At 58.3% G+C, this 18874-nt stretch carries 17 protein-coding genes and 2 pseudogenes; 8 read left to right on the top strand and 11 right to left on the bottom strand.

All coding sequences use genetic code 11. From position 1 onward, the window contains the following. Positions 1–495: 495 nt before the first annotated feature. From BN2475_RS12950 to BN2475_RS12965, 4 genes and pseudogenes are all read right to left on the bottom strand, one after another. Positions 496–1458, bottom strand: coding sequence for an SOS response-associated peptidase family protein (locus BN2475_RS12950; protein ID WP_094779920.1), 963 nt, complete (start codon positions 1456–1458; stop codon positions 496–498). Between the two features lie 199 nt (positions 1459–1657). Beyond that, on the bottom strand, positions 1658–1867 hold the full coding sequence (locus BN2475_RS12955) for a hypothetical protein (RefSeq protein ID WP_008918310.1): 210 nt from the start codon (positions 1865–1867) through the stop codon (positions 1658–1660). Between the two features lie 26 nt (positions 1868–1893). Continuing rightward, positions 1894–2598 (bottom strand): translesion DNA synthesis-associated protein ImuA, encoded by a 705-nt coding sequence (gene imuA / locus BN2475_RS12960; protein ID WP_094779921.1) that lies wholly within the window; start codon positions 2596–2598, stop codon positions 1894–1896. Positions 2599–2913: 315 nt separating this feature from the next. After that, positions 2914–3184: pseudogene (locus BN2475_RS12965) on the bottom strand (NADP-dependent glyceraldehyde-3-phosphate dehydrogenase); the annotation flags it as partial. 153 nt (positions 3185–3337) lie between these two features. Here BN2475_RS12965 and parS point away from each other — a divergent pair. Next, complete coding sequence (gene parS / locus BN2475_RS12970; protein WP_094779922.1) at positions 3338–3853, top strand: type II RES/Xre toxin-antitoxin system antitoxin; 516 nt, start codon at positions 3338–3340, stop codon at positions 3851–3853. Positions 3854–4265: 412 nt separating this feature from the next. On the opposite strand, the pseudogene BN2475_RS33560 reads toward parS, so the two are convergent. Both BN2475_RS33560 and BN2475_RS12975 read right to left on the bottom strand, forming a co-directional pair. Then, a pseudogene (locus tag BN2475_RS33560) lies at positions 4266–4387 on the bottom strand (IS5/IS1182 family transposase); the annotation flags it as partial. Further along, positions 4375–5007, bottom strand: coding sequence for a TetR/AcrR family transcriptional regulator (locus tag BN2475_RS12975; RefSeq protein ID WP_094779923.1), 633 nt, complete (start codon positions 5005–5007; stop codon positions 4375–4377). The gene BN2475_RS12975 and the pseudogene BN2475_RS33560, both read right to left, overlap by 13 nt. 180 nt (positions 5008–5187) lie before the next feature. Between BN2475_RS12975 and BN2475_RS12980 the strand changes: the two genes are divergently transcribed. The 3 genes from BN2475_RS12980 (at position 5188) to BN2475_RS12990 (ending at position 8043) form a co-directional block, all read left to right on the top strand. After that, entirely contained in the window at positions 5188–6081 is an 894-nt protein-coding gene (locus BN2475_RS12980) for an NAD(P)/FAD-dependent oxidoreductase (protein WP_094779924.1), read from the top strand. 159 nt (positions 6082–6240) lie between these two features. Beyond that, positions 6241–7041, top strand: coding sequence for an SDR family NAD(P)-dependent oxidoreductase (locus tag BN2475_RS12985; RefSeq protein ID WP_094779925.1), 801 nt, complete (start codon positions 6241–6243; stop codon positions 7039–7041). Between the two features lie 138 nt (positions 7042–7179). After that, positions 7180–8043: a class I SAM-dependent methyltransferase gene (locus BN2475_RS12990; RefSeq protein ID WP_094779926.1), complete on the top strand. Its 864-nt coding sequence runs from the start codon at positions 7180–7182 to the stop codon at positions 8041–8043. 63 nt (positions 8044–8106) lie between these two features. Here the strand turns inward: BN2475_RS12990 and BN2475_RS36345 are convergent, their stop codons facing one another. The 5 genes from BN2475_RS36345 to BN2475_RS13010 are packed head-to-tail and all read right to left on the bottom strand — an operon-like array spanning position 8107 to position 10245. Further along, positions 8107–8418: a BPSL0761 family protein gene (locus tag BN2475_RS36345; RefSeq protein ID WP_342744607.1), complete on the bottom strand. Its 312-nt coding sequence runs from the start codon at positions 8416–8418 to the stop codon at positions 8107–8109. Positions 8419–8453: 35 nt separating this feature from the next. Beyond that, positions 8454–8855: a hypothetical protein gene (locus tag BN2475_RS13000; protein ID WP_094779927.1), complete on the bottom strand. Its 402-nt coding sequence runs from the start codon at positions 8853–8855 to the stop codon at positions 8454–8456. Continuing rightward, positions 8852–8980 (bottom strand): hypothetical protein, encoded by a 129-nt coding sequence (locus tag BN2475_RS36210; protein ID WP_281254212.1) that lies wholly within the window; start codon positions 8978–8980, stop codon positions 8852–8854. Before BN2475_RS36210 ends, BN2475_RS13000 begins: the two co-directional genes overlap by 4 nt. 26 nt (positions 8981–9006) lie before the next feature. Continuing rightward, entirely contained in the window at positions 9007–9693 is a 687-nt protein-coding gene (locus BN2475_RS13005; protein ID WP_094779928.1) for an MbcA/ParS/Xre antitoxin family protein, read from the bottom strand. Between the two features lie 30 nt (positions 9694–9723). Then, a complete protein-coding gene (locus BN2475_RS13010) occupies positions 9724–10245 on the bottom strand; it encodes a hypothetical protein (protein ID WP_094779929.1) in 522 nt (173 codons plus the stop codon). Between the two features lie 451 nt (positions 10246–10696). On the opposite strand from BN2475_RS13010, the gene BN2475_RS13015 reads away from it, so the two are divergent. The 4 genes from BN2475_RS13015 (at position 10697) to BN2475_RS13035 (ending at position 18745) form a co-directional block, all read left to right on the top strand. Then, on the top strand, positions 10697–10933 hold the full coding sequence (locus tag BN2475_RS13015) for a helix-turn-helix domain-containing protein (RefSeq protein WP_094779930.1): 237 nt from the start codon (positions 10697–10699) through the stop codon (positions 10931–10933). A 349-nt stretch (positions 10934–11282) separates the two neighbouring features. After that, positions 11283–12209 (top strand): HNH endonuclease signature motif containing protein, encoded by a 927-nt coding sequence (locus BN2475_RS13020; protein ID WP_094779931.1) that lies wholly within the window; start codon positions 11283–11285, stop codon positions 12207–12209. Between the two features lie 240 nt (positions 12210–12449). After that, a complete protein-coding gene (locus BN2475_RS13030; RefSeq protein WP_094779933.1) occupies positions 12450–15125 on the top strand; it encodes a DUF2726 domain-containing protein in 2676 nt (891 codons plus the stop codon). Between the two features lie 326 nt (positions 15126–15451). After that, positions 15452–18745 (top strand): DEAD/DEAH box helicase, encoded by a 3294-nt coding sequence (locus BN2475_RS13035; protein WP_094779934.1) that lies wholly within the window; start codon positions 15452–15454, stop codon positions 18743–18745. The last annotated feature ends 129 nt before the right edge of the window (positions 18746–18874 follow it).

The raw sequence follows: 18874 nt of genomic DNA on the forward strand, positions 1-18874 counted from the left end.
GAATAAACCTAAACGAACCCGGTCCGATGAAGACCTGCTCAAGCAAAACCTGAGAGGTCTCCGTTACATATGCTCCCAAACGTGAGCAGTCGTTACGCACAAGACGATGGCCGCATGGGCGACTCGACCTTTGACGGGCGTACGGCGCGCTCGTCCAGCTATGCCATCAGTCAGTAAAAACTAAATGCATTGAGCAGGTGAGTGTTGCGTAGCGTGCCCACCATCGGTTGTCGGGCACTTCTTCAATGCTGCGCTGCGTTCAGCAACAACCAAACCCGGCTTGTCGACGGCCCAGCAAGAATGCGAGCGAACGCCGCCCGGCACTGTGTGCAGCTGTAGTGTTCCTCTCGCCGGGCATTCTCGATAGACCCGATGCCGTTGAGCACAAGGCCACGATGCGGCGGCTCACTGGCCGACTTGCCGTGGAGGTCAGCGCACTGGGCACAAGGTTGAATCCAAAGGTCCATGCGTCGTTGGTCGGAATTTGGCGCGCGTTCATGCGGCCAGACGATGCTCGTAATACGGTCGGTCCCTGTCATCAAGTATCGCGTACATGGCTGCCAAGTCCGACGCGTCCGGGTTAAGCCAGGTGTCGATATTCTCGGGTTTGATAGGAATGATGCACCGGTCGTGCCCCGCAGCGGCCACCTCCGGCGGCGGCTCATCAGTGATGGCGGCAAACGAGAGAAGGTCCGGCTCATCCGGCGCGCTCCACCGCGACCAGAGACAGGCGACGTGCATCAGTTCACCGTTGCTCGGACGAAACTCCAATACGACGTTTTCCCTTTGGTCGTGTGTCTCGGATAGTGTTCCCTCAAGCTTCGCCTTCTGGACGTTTTCATAGAAGACGTCGACAAGCATGACAGCGTGCGAATATCCGAAAAGAGGCTTCCAGAAGCCTTCGAGATTGTCGCGGCGCGCGTTGTAGGTCCCCGGATATTTGACATCATAAGACGCAGGCTTTCCGGCAATGCGGCACTGGTAACGCATCGGCCTCACGATCCGACGGCCATTTTCGATAACCATCACGGGCGAGTAGTGTCCCGGAAAAATGCGCGAGTCTCGCGGCTTAGGCTCGGTGCGCTGCAAGTCTTCGAGTTTGCCCTTCGCCCATGCAATCTTATCGGTTGCGATGCGCTGACTCTCGGTTGCTGCTTTGGTTACCTTTGTCTGCAGGGTTCGTTCCGCGTCAGCCAGGCGCTTGCGCTGCTTGAACAGGTCTTGTTCGAGTTTCGTCGTCTGCTCGGCGTTGAATCGCCCGATTAAAGCCTTGATTTCGCGCTCGGCATCAGTTTTCGGTTCACCAAACGCGTCTTCCATTGCCTTGGGTATCTTCGCCTTGCTGGCACCTTCGGCGCGCTCGAAAAACAGACGTGCGAACTCGTGCATGTCCATTGTGGCACCAAAGGTACGCACAAATTTCTTGTAGTCCGCGACTACCTGCGCCGAGTAGCACATGCATTTCTCCTTTGAGGAAAAACATGATACCGCGGCCCACGCAGGGTACTCGTGGCATTAGTCTTCGGGCAGAAAAGGTCCCAAGGAAGTTCCGTAGGCGGGTCCGTCTTCGGTTCACCAGACGCAGCCGTTTCTACCTTCAGGTACTGCGGAAGCGGGACCCTATTCGACGAAGCAGCTTCTGCTCCTCGCCATGGACCTATTGCTTGCGATGTCTCATGTCGACTCCGACCGACCGCAACGTGGCGTCAATGGCTTGCAACTCGGGCTGGAAATCGAGTGCCCATTCCTCACCGTCACACCGCACGGTCATGCCGTTGTGCATCGAAATCAGGTGACGTGCTTTGTACAGGGCATCAACGAGTTTCGTTTCTCGCTCGGCCTCACGAACCCACTCATCTGCTCTCACGATGGACGCTCCTTTTGATAAATCGGTCAGTTCGCAAATGCGACTTCCGTTGTCGGACTCTTAGCCGGCGTAACAGACCGGCGCTGTCTGCCATGGAGGCTCATGAGCGCTGCCCCAGGTTGCAAGTTAACGGTCAGCTCGCCTTCAAACTTGGAGCCCTTGCGTTTGACGATGTCTAGGCTCACGCCTCGTTCGGCTGTGCGGACAGTGATGCGCAGTTCCGCGGGAGATGCATCGGTGGCCTCGCGGATGGGGCGAAACACGAAAAAAAGCGAAGTGCTCGAGCGGGCGGCCAAAAGCAATCGCCGGAGTGCATCTGCCCTTGCGTGCGTCAGCCATAGCAACACGGCGCCGCATGTGCTGGCTTTGAGAATCTGCTCTGTTGCCCACAATTGGTCGCTTGAGCGCTTTGCTCGTAAGAGAAGCACCTGACCTGCCGGAATGCCTGAATAGGCAAGGCCTTGCCCACACGGTTCACAGGGAGGCTCAACCAAAACGATGGGCTCTTTAAGTGACGCAAGTGCCGGGGCTAAGAGACGCATCTCTCCAGAGCCGGACGCTTGGGGAAGGACCTCTGTAAGAGCTCCAAGTGGCCATCCTCCGCTAGGAAGCTCGCGGGACAAGGCTGGATAGCCGGTTTCGACCGTTGATAAACGGCCGCGCGCGAGTTGCGACGCCCGCCAGAGCGACGGGTGGATTGATTCCGGTAATGGGGCGCGAGCAGTGTTCATAGCGTCAAAATACTGTATATATATACAGTATCTCACAGCGCATCGGAATGCAATCGCAGACCAAATCAGCGCCGGGCGCTCGCCGTAAAGCGCCGACCACTTTGCCTAGAAACGAACATGCGGCGGCCGCCAATGCGTTTCCGTTGTTAAGGGGACACAGGAGTCTTGCAAACTTAGCCTAAGGGTTTATACTAGGTTCGTCTCCTCCATGTCTCACCTGATATGGATTCAGCCCGCCAACGAGCGGGCTTTTTTCTTTCCGCGTCGGCAGCGCGTCCTGAATGAGTTGGCTGAACGCTAGCCTGCGTTAAGCGGTTAGAAGATGAAGCCAGCGTTCACAAACTTTGGGTCGTGGTTAATGACCATAGAATCGAGCAGCGTCTTGTTCTGCTCGGTCTCCTTGGCTGCGACCATTGAGCGAATCGAGAAGGCGCGTAGTGCGTCGGTTGCAGAGAGCGTGCCTTCCGCGGAATCTTTGCGACCTGCAAACGGAAAGACGTCGGGACCTCGCTGGCACTGGCTATTGAGGTTGACGCGGCACACCTGATCGACGGGGGGTGACCAGCGAGCCAATCTGGGCAGAGTCCCGAAGATAACTGGCCCTGAGGCACCACAATCCGTTAATGGGCCGAGCGACGGCCCAGACGACGGTCGGAGCAGGTGATGCCTCAAAGCGCGATCTGGCGGGTGCGTCGCGTCTGACGTATGGTTATTGACACGCGAGGAGTCGAAGCCTGAAATGAACCGAACCCGAGAGGCGAAGGAGCCACACAGCCCGTTCGCTGGCCTGCTGGACGCGATCAAACTGAGGATTGCGGAGCATGCCGACCTGCGGCCCGAAGAGCCGATTGATGATGCCATCTCGAAGCTCGCGGACATAACCTCAATGCAGACACACGACCTCGTGGTTAAGGGGCTTCCAGTCGCTCTCGCGCGCGACGTCACGGCCACTTATGAGATCGTCAGTCGAAACGAGGTGCTCCAGACCATCGGGGTGAGCGAGCGAACGCTGCAGCGTGGCAAGCATTCTGACCTGGCGCTCGACAGTAACGCGAGTGACCGGCTCATCCGGCTCGTAGTCGTGACCGAGCACGCAATCGACGTCTTTGGCTCGAAAGATGCGGCCGAGCGTTGGCTTGTCACGCCGGCTCTCGGGATCGATGGCCGAAAGCCACTGGACCTGCTTCGAACCTCCGAAGGCACCGAACTCGTCAAGTCGTTTCTGACGCGCATCGACTACGGAGTCTATTCTTGACGCCGTTGCCCATCGCATGGAACGGCGATGCCCAAAGCAGGTCGTCGAGCGCTTCGAGCGTATATGGCGACGCCGACAAGCTCCAACACCCGATTAGGCACTAGCGCCCCTCCCCCGAAGGCGAGGCATCCCGGAGAGAACAGTGGATGGCGGATGCCCGACCCCTAGGAGCCAATCGCCAACGCACTGTCAAGGTCTGCTTTGGAATCGACAGAAGTCATCGCGTGCGTCAAAGCTTGGTCGTAAGTGCTCCGCGACGCCTAGGGATGGTATTCAGAACTCGTTTTGCAGCACTGAGCCATCAACATAGAGCCGATGCGGTGCAAGGGGTGCGGCACCTGGCTCGAATGCAGCGCGACGTTCGGCACAAAGAAGGCGTCGATTGCCTGCCCGCGCGGACGGCTTTTTGCGCTCACGCAATGGCCTCGCGCGTCAGTTGTCCACGCATCATCCATAGGTTGCTCGGGGCGCACATCGTATGCAGTTGCTGCGAGTTCTTCATTGGCCGCGATAGCGCACCTTTAGATGCCACCGTGCGCGGCGATGAACATGGCGACGGCCGACCGGCAATAGGATTCGATTTCGTTGTCGTCCTTTGCTCTCGCCTCGTCGAAGCGTGCGATAAGCAGCAGATCGGAGCCTTTGAAAAGCGCTGCAAACAAGCGGGCGGCCCGGAGAGCATCGGGTACGTTCAGAATCGCTTTCGCGTGCAACTGACGCAACACGGCCTCGATTTGGGCGATGACATGGGCGGGCCCGGCTTCGTAATGGAGCTTGCTTAACGCCTTTTGATTCGTCTTGTCGGCCAAAACCATGGCTTCGACAGTGCGGACGTCCGGGCTCAACAGCGTGCGAAGCAGGGATGATCCCACCGCCATGAGCTGATCTTCGGCCGAACCGTCGACGCCTTCAGAAAGGGCCTGCGGTGCAAATTGATCGCAGCGGGCCACCATGGCCGCGCTGAACAGCGCCTCCTTGTTCTCGAAGTGCCGATAGATGCTGAGCTTGGATATCTTCGCGCGCTGGGCGACCTTATCCATGGTCGTCGCTTGAAAACCCAATTCCACAAAGAGTTCGCAGGCAGCGTCGACGATTGTTTGGCGAAGCGCCTCGTTGGCGGGCCGGCCGCGCCGGCCCTGGCTATTTTCGGTCACGACAATTCCGGTACTTGACAGTATTCAAATTCGTGGATTACGATACCACGCAGTATCGAAATGTGCAAGCCAAGGGTAGGCGATATCGCCGGCGGCCCGGGGAAACCTCATTTGGACGCCGGACGATATTGCACACCACGCCCAGCCCACCCCTCCATCCACAACACGGAGCCCATCAGCATGGATGACGTCATCATCATCGGAGGCAGCTTTGCCGGCCTCGCCGCCGCCCTGCAGCTCGGCCGTGCCCGCCGCAAGGTCACCGTTCTCGATACCGGCCGGCCGCGCAACCGCTTTGCCGGCCACTCGCATGGCTTGCTCGGCCACGATCACAAGCCGCCGCTGGACATCCTCGTCGAGGCGCGGCAGCAACTGGCGCGCTATCCAACGATCAGCCTGGTCGATGCCCGGGCCGAGAGCGTGTCTGGCGCCATCGACGATTTCTGCGTCGTCACTGACGATCACGAAAGCCTAAGCGCGCGCCGCCTGATCCTGAGCTATGGCGTCGCCGACCAGATGCCTGATGTTCCGGGCTTTGCCGAAAGCTGGGGCACGTCCATCGTGCCCTGCCCCTATTGCGACGGCTTTGAAGTCGCCGGCCAGCATTGGGGCCTCGTTTGGTCCAGCCCGCAGTCGTACCAGTCTGCCAGGCTGTTCCGCGATTGGACTGACAGGTTGACTATCTTCACCGATGGTCATGACATTGCGCCCGATATCCAGGCCGATCTGGCGGGCCGCAACATACCTCTCGTCGATGGCCGGATCGTCGAGATCGCCCACCAGAACGGCCATATCACCACCGTCAATCTCGATACCCGCCGCAACGTCGCGGTCGACGTCCTGTTCGCCCAGCCGCGCAATAAGCCGGCTGCAAGCCTGCATGAATCGCTGGGTCTCGCCACGGTCGATACGCCCACCGGCATCGTCCTCAAGGTCGACGAGCGCCGCCAAACCAGCATGCCCGGAATCTACGCCGCTGGCGACCTCGCCACACCCTTCTTGCCCTCGGTCACCCAGGCATCATCGCAGGGCGCGATGGCGGGCATCTTCGCCCAGCAGTCGATGGTGGTTTGAGAGCACAGATTCCATCCCGGGGGAGATCGACTACGCGCTTCTGGATGCGGCCGCCGAACAGGTTCGCGAAAGCGTCGCCGATCGAAAGGATAGGCGGGTGCTCCGATTGAGAATGTGGCTGAGCCCCATTCGCTGATCAAAGAGTTGAGGAAGAGAACAATGTCGAAAGAACCAATGAACAGCTTCGCTGGAAAATGGGCTCTGATCACCGGGGCGTCGAGTGGCCTCGGCCTTGAATTCGCAGATCTACTGGCTGCGCAGAAAGTCAATCTCGTATTGGCGGCCCGACGGCAGGAGTCGATGGAAAAGCTTGCCCGCGATCTCCGCCGCAAATACGGGGTGCATGTGCTGGTCGAGGTGATCGATCTTGCCTCGCCGGACGCGGCCAGCCGCTTGAAATGCAGTCTCGACGCGAGGTCGGTGACCGTCGACATCTTGTTGAACAATGCCGGATACGGCTTGCACGGCGACTTATTGGAAACGCCGATCGAGCGCACCGCGAACATGATCCAGCTCAACATCACGACGCTCACGGAGCTGACCTATCTCTTCGGCCGCGATATGGCCAAGCGGCGATCTGGACACATCCTTCTCGTCGCTAGCCTCATGGCCTTCCAAGCGGTTCCCAGCTACGCGGCCTACGCAGCAACCAAGGCATATGTACTCGCCCTTGGCGAGGCCGTGCACGACGAACTGCGCCCGCATGGCGTGGTTGTTACCACTCTCTGCCCGGGGCACACTGCGACGGGCTTCGATGAGGCAGCCGGCGCAACCACGTCGGCCTTGCTGCGCCTCCTCACCATGAAACCTCGTCCGGTCGCCGTGAGCGGTATTCGGGCGCTGTTGCAAGGAAAGGCTATGGTGGTCGCCGGCCTGTCGAACAAGATGGCAGCCTTTTCAAATCGTCTGACGCCGCGATCAATGCAAAGGGCCACGTTGAAAAGAATAGTGGACGCTTAACGCCTGGAGCGCTGGCGTGTGGGGTTCCTCGAACAAGCGGGGGCTCTGACTGCGATGCGCGCTTTGGCATCGGTTCGGCTGCCCTTTGCCTGGAACAGAGGGGAGCTAGTTGAGAACGAATCGGAACGAGGAGATGACATGGCAGACCAAAATGCCTATCAGGTCGGCGACTGGAATGGTCAAAGCGGGGAGCGCTGGGTCGCCAACCAGACCCGGCTTGACGCCATGGTGGCGGTGTTCGGCCAGGCCGCGATAGAAGCCGCCTCGCCCATGACGGGTGAGCGCGTGCTGGACGTCGGCTGCGGCGCGGGCGCGTCGAGTCTGGCTCTGGCCGCCCGCGTCGGCGCGGGCGGCCAGGTGCTGGGCGTGGACATATCCGAACCGCTGATTGGCCGGGCGCGCGCGCTTGCACCACAGGATACGCCGGTCCTGTTCCAGGTGGCCGACGCCAGCAGCGCGGAGCTGCCCGAGGGCGCGTTCGACGTCCTGTTCTCGCGCTTCGGGGTGATGTTCTTCGACGATCCGACAGCGGCGTTCGTCCATTTGCGACGCGCGCTGCGGCCGGGCGGGCGGGTCGCTTTCGTCTGCTGGCGCGGCGCGGCCGAGAACGATTGGGTGCGCCTGCCGATGGGCGCACTCAAGGGCATCGTCCCGCCGAGCGCGCTGCCCGATCCCGAAGCGCCCGGCCCATTCTCGTTCGGCGACCGGGGTCGCGTGGCACGCATCCTGACGGCGGCCGGCTTCACCGATATCGCTATCGCGCCCTTCGATGCTTCCGTCCCGTTCGGCGAGGGCGGGACGCGGGACGCTGCGATCGACGACGCGGTGAAGATGACGCTCGAGGTCGGCCCGCTGTCGCGCTCGCTCGCTGATAAGCCTGACGACATCCGCGCGCGCGCCTCGGCCGCGGTTCGTGCCGCCCTCGCGGGCCTCCCCGGCGAACGGTCTGTGATGATCAACGGCGCAGCGTGGATCGTCATGGCACGCAATCCGGCAAGCTGACAGGGATTAACAGGGGAGACGCCTCCGCTCGGTGGAGCGGGGCGTCTTTGGCCGCTCAGATAGTCAGGGGCCGTTCTGAGGAGGCGAGCCGACGTTCGTAGAGTCGGCACGAAGGGCCCTTATTGGCCGAATGCCGACCGACATCTGGCTGATGTTCTTGGCAGGAGCCATCAGTGCCCGCCAGGCGAACCCCATACACCGGGAAGCGCGGCGGAAGAAAAGCTCGAGGTCAAAATCGCATGGGTAGTGCGGCAAAAGACGTATCGCCTCCTCTTGCACCTCGTGATGATTTGCCGGGGCGTCATCGGAAGCGGGCTTCTCTAGCAACTCGCGTGTTTGGTCTACGGTGCGAGTTCGTTCGTATGTCGTGGTCATTTTCAAATGGGCTTTAGATGAGGTTGCCGCAGGCTTCAGTCGTTTTCGTGTTCAAGACAGCGCGTTTTGATCCCCCCGTTTCGAATCGTCTTGCCTCGATTGCCGCACACCTCACAAAGCTGCTTGCTCATCGTTTCAGCTAGTTCGATCATGCCCGCTTGGTCGGCATCTGGCCCGTTCGCGTAAAAGCAAAGTCCGCCGAATTTTTCTTTCACTTGAATGGCGACGACCTGCGATGCTCCGCGCTTCGTCGCGTGCTGCAGGTTCAGGCACAGGGCGTTGAGCAGGTCATACCATCCATCGCCGCACTCGAAGCCCCAAGTCGCGAATGCGGACGGCACAGGAGGCATGTCGAGATCGTAGGGATCGCCAACCGGGTCGACCGTAAAGATCAGGGGGTAGTCGGCGCGCAGCTTGGCATCCAGTTCAGGGCTCAATTGCCTTCTCCGTCGTTCACGTATTCGCGCAAGCCGACCGGGCCGAACGTCTCGTTGATCGCTTTGAGCGCGGCGTCGAGGCTCCTGCGTTCGCATCTCGACGACGTAACGCTTGAGACGGTCACGAAGCGGCCCCGAGTGTGATGGCTACTCACGCCGGGATCCCATGCAGGATTCGCCACAAGATAGCTTCTACCCGTTCGGCGCCGGCAGCGTCAGCCGCAGCCTCATATGGTGTCTTGCCGCCAAGTTCAGGATGCGGGCAGCACATCCAGGCGTCGGCGTCGGTCGCGTCATCCCAGACGTATGTTGCGAGGCGCAGGATCCGCCACACCAAGTTCGGGTCACCGCGCCGCGCTTTCATATTGTCCACAGATACACCAGGGACTAGAGACCTTATGCAGCCTGCCAGATCCGTGATTGACCTGACCTCCGTCAGCTTCCGGTTCCCTTCGAGGGGCAATCCATTCTTCTCGACGAACTCGACGGTAGCTTTGACGAACGCAGGAAGGAGATCGAAGTGGGGGGCATCGGCGACGGATGTGCGTGATGACGTGGCTTCGGCCAACACCGTGCCGCGCAAATCGTGTGGACCGTCGCCCCGGTCCCCGCGCGTAACCCGGATCCACTCGCCCAAGATGGTTTTCACGCAGTGCTGGCAGAGATCGAGATCCATCTCGACGCTGTGACCAAAGACTGAACCAACGCCGCCGCGCCACGTGAGCGACATCCGTTCCTGCCATTCGCCGTCGCTGGCTTCCGGCCTCATCAGCCGCCCGCACCCGTCGCAGATGCAGGCAGCCGTCTCGAGGACAGCCTTCTCACGGTATTCGAGCATGCGCTAGTCCTCCGGGCGACCAGATACGTTTTATGCGGGCGTCACCGCCTGCTCCAAGGGGGCCTCTGGCACAAGGCAGTCATCGCAATACACACGACGCCAGTAGGATTCGCGAAACTTGCCGGACCTGCCGCAGCTCTCGCAGATATAGCGAGAACTCGCTACTGCGATGTCTATGTAAGAGCGAATCCGTTCCGCAACATCCGCCGGGCACATGGACCCTTGCTGAAACTCCACATTGAGTTCACCATCGACTTGCGAGATGTCTGTGCAGATGGGAAGGACGGGGAAGGTCGCACACCCGGTCGCGAGTGCATATTCCAAGGCTGCGATCTGGTCCGGACGGTGGAATTGTTCGCGCCACAATGCACGCAACTCGGACTCGACGTCACGCGCCAGCGCTTCAATAATCGGATACCAGCCGACCCCACACAGAATTCCAAAGTGCGAAATGTTCGTCGGGTATGACCAGGGATAATGGGCTGCGCGGAAGAAGAGCGGGTAATTCAGCATCCATACGCGGGGCTGCGGGTGTTTAGCCATCTTAGTCATTCGGCGCACGGCTGCAGAATTTTCGATTGACCGTGTGCGATGCTGTGCTCGAGGAGCAGTCACCAATAAATCTCCCTCATCAAACTTCCGCGCAGACGCGCGGGTCTCTCGCAGTGAACGATAGTGAAAATGAAGTCTGTTACCGACGCATGCGTTGTCTGAAGTTCAGCTCCGCGTCGGCATATCAAGCGACAGTTCACTGCACGGATGCACAGTGGATATCGCTCTAACGATGGGCTTTGTGCGACCGTCGGTTGGACCTGTCATACGTCGACTCCTCTTATCGATGGCTGCCCACTCGGCATCACTTAGTGCACCGGTTATTGAACCTCGGCCTTGGAGGCATTCATATACCGTGAAGAACGCATTATATACGTTTACGCAGTATATGTTTATACAGTATATGTTTGCGAAGTAGACGGAAAGGTCATGTTGCGCCAACCTCCGGGCCATGACCGAAACCGACAGCAAAGACATCGACCCGTACCTCCGACGCCGGCTGGCAGATCATGTCCGGCGCCTGCGCTCGGAAAAAGGCATCTCCCAGGAATCGCTCAGCGTCCAATGCGGCTTCCACCGAACGTATGTGAGCCATATCGAACGGGCTGCAACTAACATTACGCTTGATAACCTGCAAAAACTCGCGTCGGGGCTTGGGGTAGACCCGGCGGAATTGCTTGTCGGCTAACGTGGTAGCGGCATGGTTGTGCCGCCTTCATTTCGAGCAAGCATTGCGTAGATGCGCTTTGAGAACGCGAGACGCCGTCTGGAGAGCAGGTCAATGAAGCACCGGTGGACGAGTCGATACCTGCGTAGACTCGTCCAGAACGTCCCGGCCATTGATGCCGTGAAGGCGGTTCGCACAGTAAAGCCGGGAGCACCCGGAAACAACGCCGGTGAGGCTGCACAAACGTGAGCGATGCACGTGCAATCGGCAGCGTCATTCCCCACCTTCTGGCAGACAAGACCGCGGAAAGAATAGAAAGGCTCGCGAACTCCCTGCAAAACGTCAGGTGCTCCCACCCTCAGAAAAATACATGACAACTCTGGCAGACCTGAAACCAGTAACGATACAGCGCGTCCGAGACATCGCGGAGAAAGTCGGTGTGCCTATGACGACGCAGTACGATTGGTGCTTCAAAGGCGATGGCGGTCCTTACCTGGTCAACATCTGGCATGACAATATGGATGAGGATGGTGACGAGATTTTCTTCATCGACACCGCTTCCGACTGGGCGCAAGAGAATGTCGACACGGCTGCTCCAGTACAGTTGAATCGTGCAGACGCCGTATCTGCGCTGATGCTAGAAGCCTTCTACCGCAAGAAGCCGATTCATGTGGCTATCCTCGATGGAGTACGGAGAAAGAAAGGACTGAGAGAGACGAGCGAGGCTCATCAGCGCGAGCTTGACCCTGTCCTCTGGTACCCACATCACCGAAATGAAGACCGGCGAATTGTGGTTGTTCGCGGCAAGCCGCAACCCGCCGAGTTCGACGGCTACGCCGAAGACCAAGCGTATGAGAAGAAGCGCAACGCCTCGCCGGCTCCTGCTGTTCCTGCGAAGAAGGTCATTGCTACGGCTACGGCGATTTACGAGCGTGACTCGGCGGTAGTGCGTGCAGCGAAGCTGCGGGCTGCAGATGGGTGCTGTGAGCTCTGTGGCAAGAAAGGGTTTGTGACGGCAAGCGGCGCCTACTACCTGGAAGCGCACCACGTCATTCCGCTGAATTGCGGCGGGGCTGACGATGAACGAAATGTTGTCGCTATTTGCGCGGACGACCATCGGCAAGCGCATTTCGGAGAGGACCGACATGAACTCCGTGACTCCATGATTTGGGACGTACTTGCAAAAAAATATCCTCATGACGAGGAGTTCTTTGATGGTCTCGACGAAAAGTCCCATCAAATTGTTCAAAACGAAACCACCTTAAGGCGGTTAGAAGAAAATAAAGTCGAGACGTAGGACGAAGGTCTTAGGCCGTAGAACTGTCGGTTTCAATGAAAGTCATGCGATTCGAATCGCAGCGACCCGAGCATATTAGAGCGATCTACCAAGTGCTTGGCAACGAGATGCATGACTTTCCCTTCGAACTGCCACACGCTATGCACGGCGAGAAACGATGCGCCGTGATGGTATTTGGAGCTTTCGCTCAGGCGATGGCATCCCTCTTGCTCTCCTCCATATCGACATATCGAGGCCAATGTGTCCCGTAAGAACAAGAAGTCTGGAGCTACCCGACGCGCTACCGCAGGCCAACATCCTGCATCCTCGACGGGGAGCAGCATCAATTCCCAAGCCTCGATAGGTATCACGCTTGAAGACCTTCGGAAGCAGGTCCATCATTGCGTCCAGACAGAGCAGTGGAACGAGCTGCTGGAATTCGTCAACGCTCTGACGCCGCCGAGCATCGTTGACAAGACGGACCACGAGGCGGAGTTTTGGATACTGAGCTCGAAGGTTGTCGCTTGGACGAAGGCACACCTCTCGTCAATCGAATTTGTGGAAGCGCAAAACCGGTCAGCGCTCAAAGGCGCCGTAATGCGCATGGCGGACCTCGCGACGCACTTCTATCGCGCAGACGAGTTCAATATCTATCTGCGCCTGCTCGACTTCACCTTGGAGGACACGCTGCACGCGCTGGACCAATTGACGCGTGCCTGCATGGAGCCGATGCAGTTCAAATGGGTTGAGCGTCTGCGAAGCATAGCCCTGTCCTTGATGTTCCCTGACGAGCATTGGGAGGACGAAGAGCTTCTTCCCGGGCAGAAGGAAGTGCTTGAGCAGCTCCCAGACCTGGACCTTCTGCTAAGAGAAGCCTATGCGCGAGCCTGGAGGATGCCTGGGCTCGAGGACGACGACAAGATTCGGCTGCAGGCCATGGAAACGGAGCTGGACATGCTCGCCGCTACACCGGGCGACGCGCTGGCTGTGCGCGCAGCGTTGGCAAAGCTTCCCGAACCTGTCCTTCCCGATGAGTACGTGGGCGAAGCCTTAGACGACGAGTACACATCCCGACAGGAATTGACCCCGTCAGGCTGGGGGTTCCTGTGGGAGATGGGCTTCGCGCAGCCCAATGACTACGCCGCTGTCCTTGCGAGATACCCCGGGCCTTTCGCGCACGATTTCTCCGACGGTCTCGCGGCAATGATGCGAAGCATCTTGGCGATTCATGAGAATGAACGCGACCGCTACCTAGTTAGCGCAGTCAATTATCTTTCCCGGTACGCGCGTGTCTCGGACATCGACATGGGCGACTTGATGGTGCAGGGCGCAGACGGCCCGGAATCGATTCCGTTTGCATTCTCGGGCCTTCGAAGACCTACCCCGGTAGACCTTCTCATCTCCGTGGTTCACGATCTGACGAAAGCCTACCCGCGCCACCGAGAAGCATGTCAGCTCTATCTCAAGCTGGTGCACGCCATTTCGGCGTCGGGCGCCGACTACACGAAACAGCCTCACATGCAATTTGAGGACCTGGCGTGGCTTCGCGAAAAATCATGCCGTTTCCAATGGATGGCCATGAACAGCGCGGTTACGCTGCGCGACCGCTTGCGATTTTTCCTTGATGCGCTGGTCCATCCTCAGGCTGCCGTGCAACTGCGCGAGCAGCCTATGCCTGCTTTCGAGGGCGAGCTTAGTGCAGCAGACATTTCGCTAGTGGTTCCGCATCTCGAAGCGCTTGCCGCGCGGCGGGACGAACTGGCTGGCGACCCCGAGAGATTGTGGCAAGGCAGCGCGGTGGCCGTGTTCAACAAGTTGCTCTCGGCGGGGGGTGAGGCGCTCGAGCGCATTGTCGATCTGTCGCGCGAGCTTTCGCCGGACCTGGAGTCACCGCGCGGATGGTTCATGAAGGGCTACCTGGAGCAGGTGAGCTCCTCGGGGACAAGATACGATGCACTGTGCTTCTATACAGCGAGTCTCAGCGCCTCATATGATGGGCTCGATGCCATCAAGGGCAACCTGGCCACGTTGTGGAAGGGCGAAACGTCGGTCTCCGACATGAAGGACCATCTGCATCTCCTAGAAGCGGTGAAAACTGAGGACGTGCGGGCAACGAAGGCGCTCGCAAAGATTCGTGAGAGCGCCCAGCGCCGACTTCATGAATTACAGCAGGCGGACCAGCATGAGCGAACGGCCGTGAACCGTTGGCCTGCGCTGAGCGCACCCGCTAAGACCGTGCTTGCGACACTGCACCAGATTGACGCATTCAAAGGTTACGAGGAACTCGGCCGCTATGCCGGCATGTCCGCTGAGTGGGCGGGGAAGCACCACAAGCGGCTCCTCGATGAAGGGATGGTTCGCGATACACCGACCGGGTATGTCGTGAATCCGTACATCATTCCGCTTCTTGAGCGCGAAAACCAGCACTCGGTTGCAGGCCGAATTGTGCGGGCCAACGGTACCGCCGCCATCAAGCAGGTATTCAACAGCGAGCGCGAGTTCAGCATCTACCAGGTCGTGGTGCAGCTGTGCCCGAACCACCTGGTGTTCCCGAATTGCTCATTGCAAAGCATCATGAGCTACGACCGTCTGAAAGAACTGGTCGACCAGGATGACTTCGGCTACTACCTGCGCGCGAGCGTAGACATTGTGGTTGTATCCAGTACCACATATCTGCCCATGCTCGCTATCGAAGTGGATAGCCCGTGGCATGATACCGACCGTCAGCAGGAACGCGACGAGCGCAAGGACAGGCTCTTTTCCACAGCGGGAATTCCCTTCCTGCGCTTGCGCCCACTCGGGCGACCGACGCCCGAAGTCGTGCGCGCTGAAGTTGCGTCTCACATATCCGAGCTCGTGAGCGCGCTGCGTTCTGACATCCCGGGCTATGACCAGGCGCAGGGGTTGTTGCGTGACTTGGCGCGGCCAGGTGACTAAGCTGACATGAGCCTCACCCCAGACATGTTCTTCGGAGAGTTCACTCGAACGTAGTCCATTGGCGATATGCCACGCTTTTTCTCGGACAACTGCAATCCGTGCTAGATGAAAAATCGTCATGGGACAGCCTCAGCGCCATTTTCTGCACAAACCTGTCTGCAATTCGAGGCGTGTCAAGAAAGACAAATATAATGAAGCGTCGAAAATCAGTGTCCGCCCGCATTCGCTGGTGAGAGTCGCCTTGCACTCTGTACCGTGAACAATGTGAACGAGTGTTGATTCTCGGGTTTGTCCGTTCGCTATAATTATCCGAAAGGCATAAGAAAATGAAGGTGCGGCTTCCGGGGGTGTTTGCGCTTCAAGAAAGAGTCGAGAGAAACTGGATTCGCCAACTCGCTTGGCCTAGACAAGCGATGGAAGCGGAGGCAGTTCGGTTTGTCACAGACGGCGCCGATGGATTTGAGATTTCGTCCAGTTCGCTTCCGTTGCCCGTTCGAATCCTCAAAGGCACGCCTCGGCATTTGCCGGCGCAAGATGAAGCGGCAGTGCTCAGGTACTCGGCAGTCGCGATTGAGCATGACGGACTGGATGCGACAGCAGGGACCTGGCTGCAGCATCCCTCTTTACCTGCGGCGAGCCGGACGACGACCGACTCGAACGCGAGAGCTGCGGCCGATTCTTGGCGTGGCGCATTTGCATTCGCGCAGGAGGACCGCTCGACGGGTGCCATCGGCTTGCGTCCACCGCAGGCTGGCGCTCTTCATGCAATCCACGCTCACTGGTCGGTGAGTACCGATGTCGCATCGGTGGTCCTACCTACCGGCACAGGAAAGACCGAGACTATGCTCGGTGTCTTGACGTCCGCCTGCTGTGAACGGGTGATTGTCGTTGTCCCGACAGATGCGTTGCGTACCCAAATCGCGGACAAGTTCATGACGCTGGGCCTGCTGAAAGCGCCGGGCAGTGCAATTCTTTCCAAAGCGGCTCACTATCCGGTCGTCGGCATACTCGAGCACAACATTGCTAGCCTTGAAGCGCTATCGACATTTTTTGAGACATGCAATGTAGTCGTTACGACTAGTCACATCGCGGGCAGTTTTACACCCGAGTTTCAGACCCGTATCGCCGAATTGTGTACGCACCTGTTCATTGACGAAGCGCACCATGCGGAAGCTCCCACGTGGAAGCGCTTCAAGGCACAGTTCACTAAACGCCGCGTTCTACAGTTCACCGCGACACCGTTCCGTGACGATGACAAGCCCATTGACGGGACCATCATCTATCGCTATCCACTCAGGCAAGCCCAACTTGACGGTTACTTTCGACCTATCAACTTTCGGTCGATTTTTGAGTTTAACGAGAGCAAAGCCGATAAGGCTATCGCCAAGGCAACTATAAAAGAGCTGGATAACGACACAACCGGGCTTCATGTTGCCATGGCGCGCGCACTGGACATTCCGCGCGCGAAGCAGGTCTTCGAAATTTACGAGTCCATCGGCCGTTACAACCCGATTTTGCTTCACAGCAAACTCAAGCCAACTGAACGGCGGGATGCTCTGGAAAAGTTGATGTCCGGTCAATCAAGGCTGGTTGTCTGTGTCGACATGCTCGGAGAGGGCTTCGACATGCCGGAGTTGAAGATAGCGGCGTTTCACGACACGCGGAAGAGTCTTCCGGTCACGCTGCAACTTGCCGGCCGGTTTACTCGCGCCCGCGAAGATTTGGGGAACGCAACGTTCATAGCAAACGTCGCGAATCCAGGCGTACGCGAAGAGCTTGAAAAGCTATACAGCCAAGACCCTGACTGGAACGAATTGCTCCCCGACTTGAGTGACGCAGCGATAGACAACGAAATCGATGCGCGGGCCTTTCTCTCGGGTTTCGAACCATTTGCCGGCGAAATCCCACTTCAGGAAATCAGGCCGGCTACAAGCATGGTGATTTATCGGACCCGCTGTAGTGTCTGGACACCGAAGAATTTCCGAAAGGGTATCCCTGGTCTCACAGCATCTGACAAAGTCCGAGACACGGTCAACCGGAAAGAGAACATGCTCGTGGTTGTGGTGGGGACGACCAAGCCGGTGCCTTGGACTGATATTGAAGCGGTGCAGGATTGGGAGTGGGAGTTACTCGTTGCGATTTGGGACAAACAAAAGGAGCTTCTGTACATTCATGGGTCGTCCAAAAGCGGCGAATACCGGTCGATGGCCAAGGCGCTATGTGGCGAGGACGTGCAACTCATTCAAGACCCGGAACTATATCGTTGCTTTCACGGCGTCAAGCGCTTGCTGCTTACCAATCTAGGGATGAACGAACAATTTGGACGGCAGATTCGGTATATAGCCCGTATGGGCGCAGATGTTGCGGCACGCCTGTCTGAATCATCCAAGAAAACTGCCCGGCGGGCGGTAGTGTCTGGAGTAGGTTTCGAGGCGGGCGCCACGGCGACTATCGGAGCAACGAAACGTGGTCGAGTTTGGTCCTTCCAACGATTGCGGCTCGAGACCTTCGCGAAATGGTGCAAAAATGTCGGCGCAAAGGTTGTTGACGAGACCATCGACCCTGAAGGTGTGCTCAAAGGAACCCTAATCCCGAAGCTGGTTAAAGTGCGGCCGGAGGTGATGCCCATCGCTGTCGAGTGGCCAGACTGCGTCTATCAAGAGCACGAAAGCGTATTTTCGGTCCAACTGGGAAACGGTGCAGCGACCGAATTTTGGTACCTCGGAATCGAGCTAGTAAGTCCGACGGAGACTGGCGATATTATGTTTCGAGTATATGACGATTCGTCGGAATTGGTGCTCCGGCTCGAGTTGTTGCCGCTTGATGACGACGCTGTTTCGACCTATCGATTCGTACCGGTGTCCGGGCTCGATGGCATGATAACCAAGCGCCAGAAGGCATGGACGCTGTCCGAATACTTCTTCGAGAACCCGCCGCTCATCACGTTCGCAGACGGGTCCTATCTTGAAGGCAACATGCTTGTAGCGTTGCCAGACATCTACGCGCCGTACGACCGTGAGCGGATTGTCGCGTGGGATTGGTCTGACGTCGACATAAAAAAGGAGGCACAAGGGGCTACACGCGAGCCGGATTCCATTCAGTTCAAGGTCATCGAAGACCTCAAGAAGGCCGGAGGCTATGACATCATCTATGACGATGACGGTTCCGGAGAGTCGGCCGACGTCGTTACCATCAAAGTGACGGAAGATGATGCACGGACAACAATCGACGTTGATTTTTACCACTGCAAGTATTCGCAAGAAAGTTCTTCAGGAGGTCGCATTGGTGACTTGTATGAGGTCTGTGGGCAAGCTCAGAAAAGCATTAGCTGGCTCCAGAACCAACTCCGCCGCACCGAGCTTTTTATCCATTTGCTTCGCCGTGACCCAAAGGTCAGAAAGGGCGTAGAACTCTCGAGATACCAAGTTGGTGACCGCGATACGCTCGCGGCTATCAGGAACAGGAGCCGAATGGCAGCCTTGAATCTCCGTGTTTTTATCGTGCAACCCGGGCTATCTCGCTCCAAAGCGACCCCTGACCAGCTTTCTCTCTTGAGCGTCACGGAAAACTTCTTGCTCGAGACCTACGGCGTCCCGTTCGGAGTCGTCGGAAGCGCTTAGCGCATTTGAGCAGTATCTTGCTCCTGGGGATGCTGGCGAGACGCCTTTCTTTTGTGTCGATTGCCATCGCCGCGCCAGCAGATGTGTGATGAACATCTAGCGGGGTTACAAAACGCGTGCCGCCTGATG

The sequence above is a fragment of the Paraburkholderia ribeironis genome (genome assembly GCF_900019265.1).
In the GTDB taxonomy this organism is placed as follows: Bacteria; Pseudomonadota; Gammaproteobacteria; order Burkholderiales; family Burkholderiaceae; genus Paraburkholderia; species Paraburkholderia ribeironis.

Excerpts from the sequence above, each read along its gene's own strand:
- BN2475_RS13020 (WP_094779931.1), top strand. The coding sequence starts at position 11,283 with ATGACAACTCTGGCAGACCTGAAACCAGTAACGATACAGCGCGTCCGA.
- parS (WP_094779922.1), top strand. The coding sequence starts at position 3,338 with ATGAACCGAACCCGAGAGGCGAAGGAGCCACACAGCCCGTTCGCTGGC.
- BN2475_RS12985 (WP_094779925.1), top strand. The coding sequence starts at position 6,241 with ATGTCGAAAGAACCAATGAACAGCTTCGCTGGAAAATGGGCTCTGATC.
- BN2475_RS12990 (WP_094779926.1), top strand. The coding sequence starts at position 7,180 with ATGGCAGACCAAAATGCCTATCAGGTCGGCGACTGGAATGGTCAAAGC.
- BN2475_RS13035 (WP_094779934.1), top strand. The coding sequence starts at position 15,452 with ATGAAGGTGCGGCTTCCGGGGGTGTTTGCGCTTCAAGAAAGAGTCGAG.
- BN2475_RS12950 (WP_094779920.1), bottom strand. The coding sequence starts at position 1,458 with ATGTGCTACTCGGCGCAGGTAGTCGCGGACTACAAGAAATTTGTGCGT.
- BN2475_RS13010 (WP_094779929.1), bottom strand. The coding sequence starts at position 10,245 with ATGACTAAGATGGCTAAACACCCGCAGCCCCGCGTATGGATGCTGAAT.
- BN2475_RS36345 (WP_342744607.1), bottom strand. The coding sequence starts at position 8,418 with ATGACCACGACATACGAACGAACTCGCACCGTAGACCAAACACGCGAG.
- BN2475_RS13015 (WP_094779930.1), top strand. The coding sequence starts at position 10,697 with ATGACCGAAACCGACAGCAAAGACATCGACCCGTACCTCCGACGCCGG.
- BN2475_RS12980 (WP_094779924.1), top strand. The coding sequence starts at position 5,188 with ATGGATGACGTCATCATCATCGGAGGCAGCTTTGCCGGCCTCGCCGCC.
- imuA (WP_094779921.1), bottom strand. The coding sequence starts at position 2,598 with ATGAACACTGCTCGCGCCCCATTACCGGAATCAATCCACCCGTCGCTC.
- BN2475_RS13005 (WP_094779928.1), bottom strand. The coding sequence starts at position 9,693 with ATGCTCGAATACCGTGAGAAGGCTGTCCTCGAGACGGCTGCCTGCATC.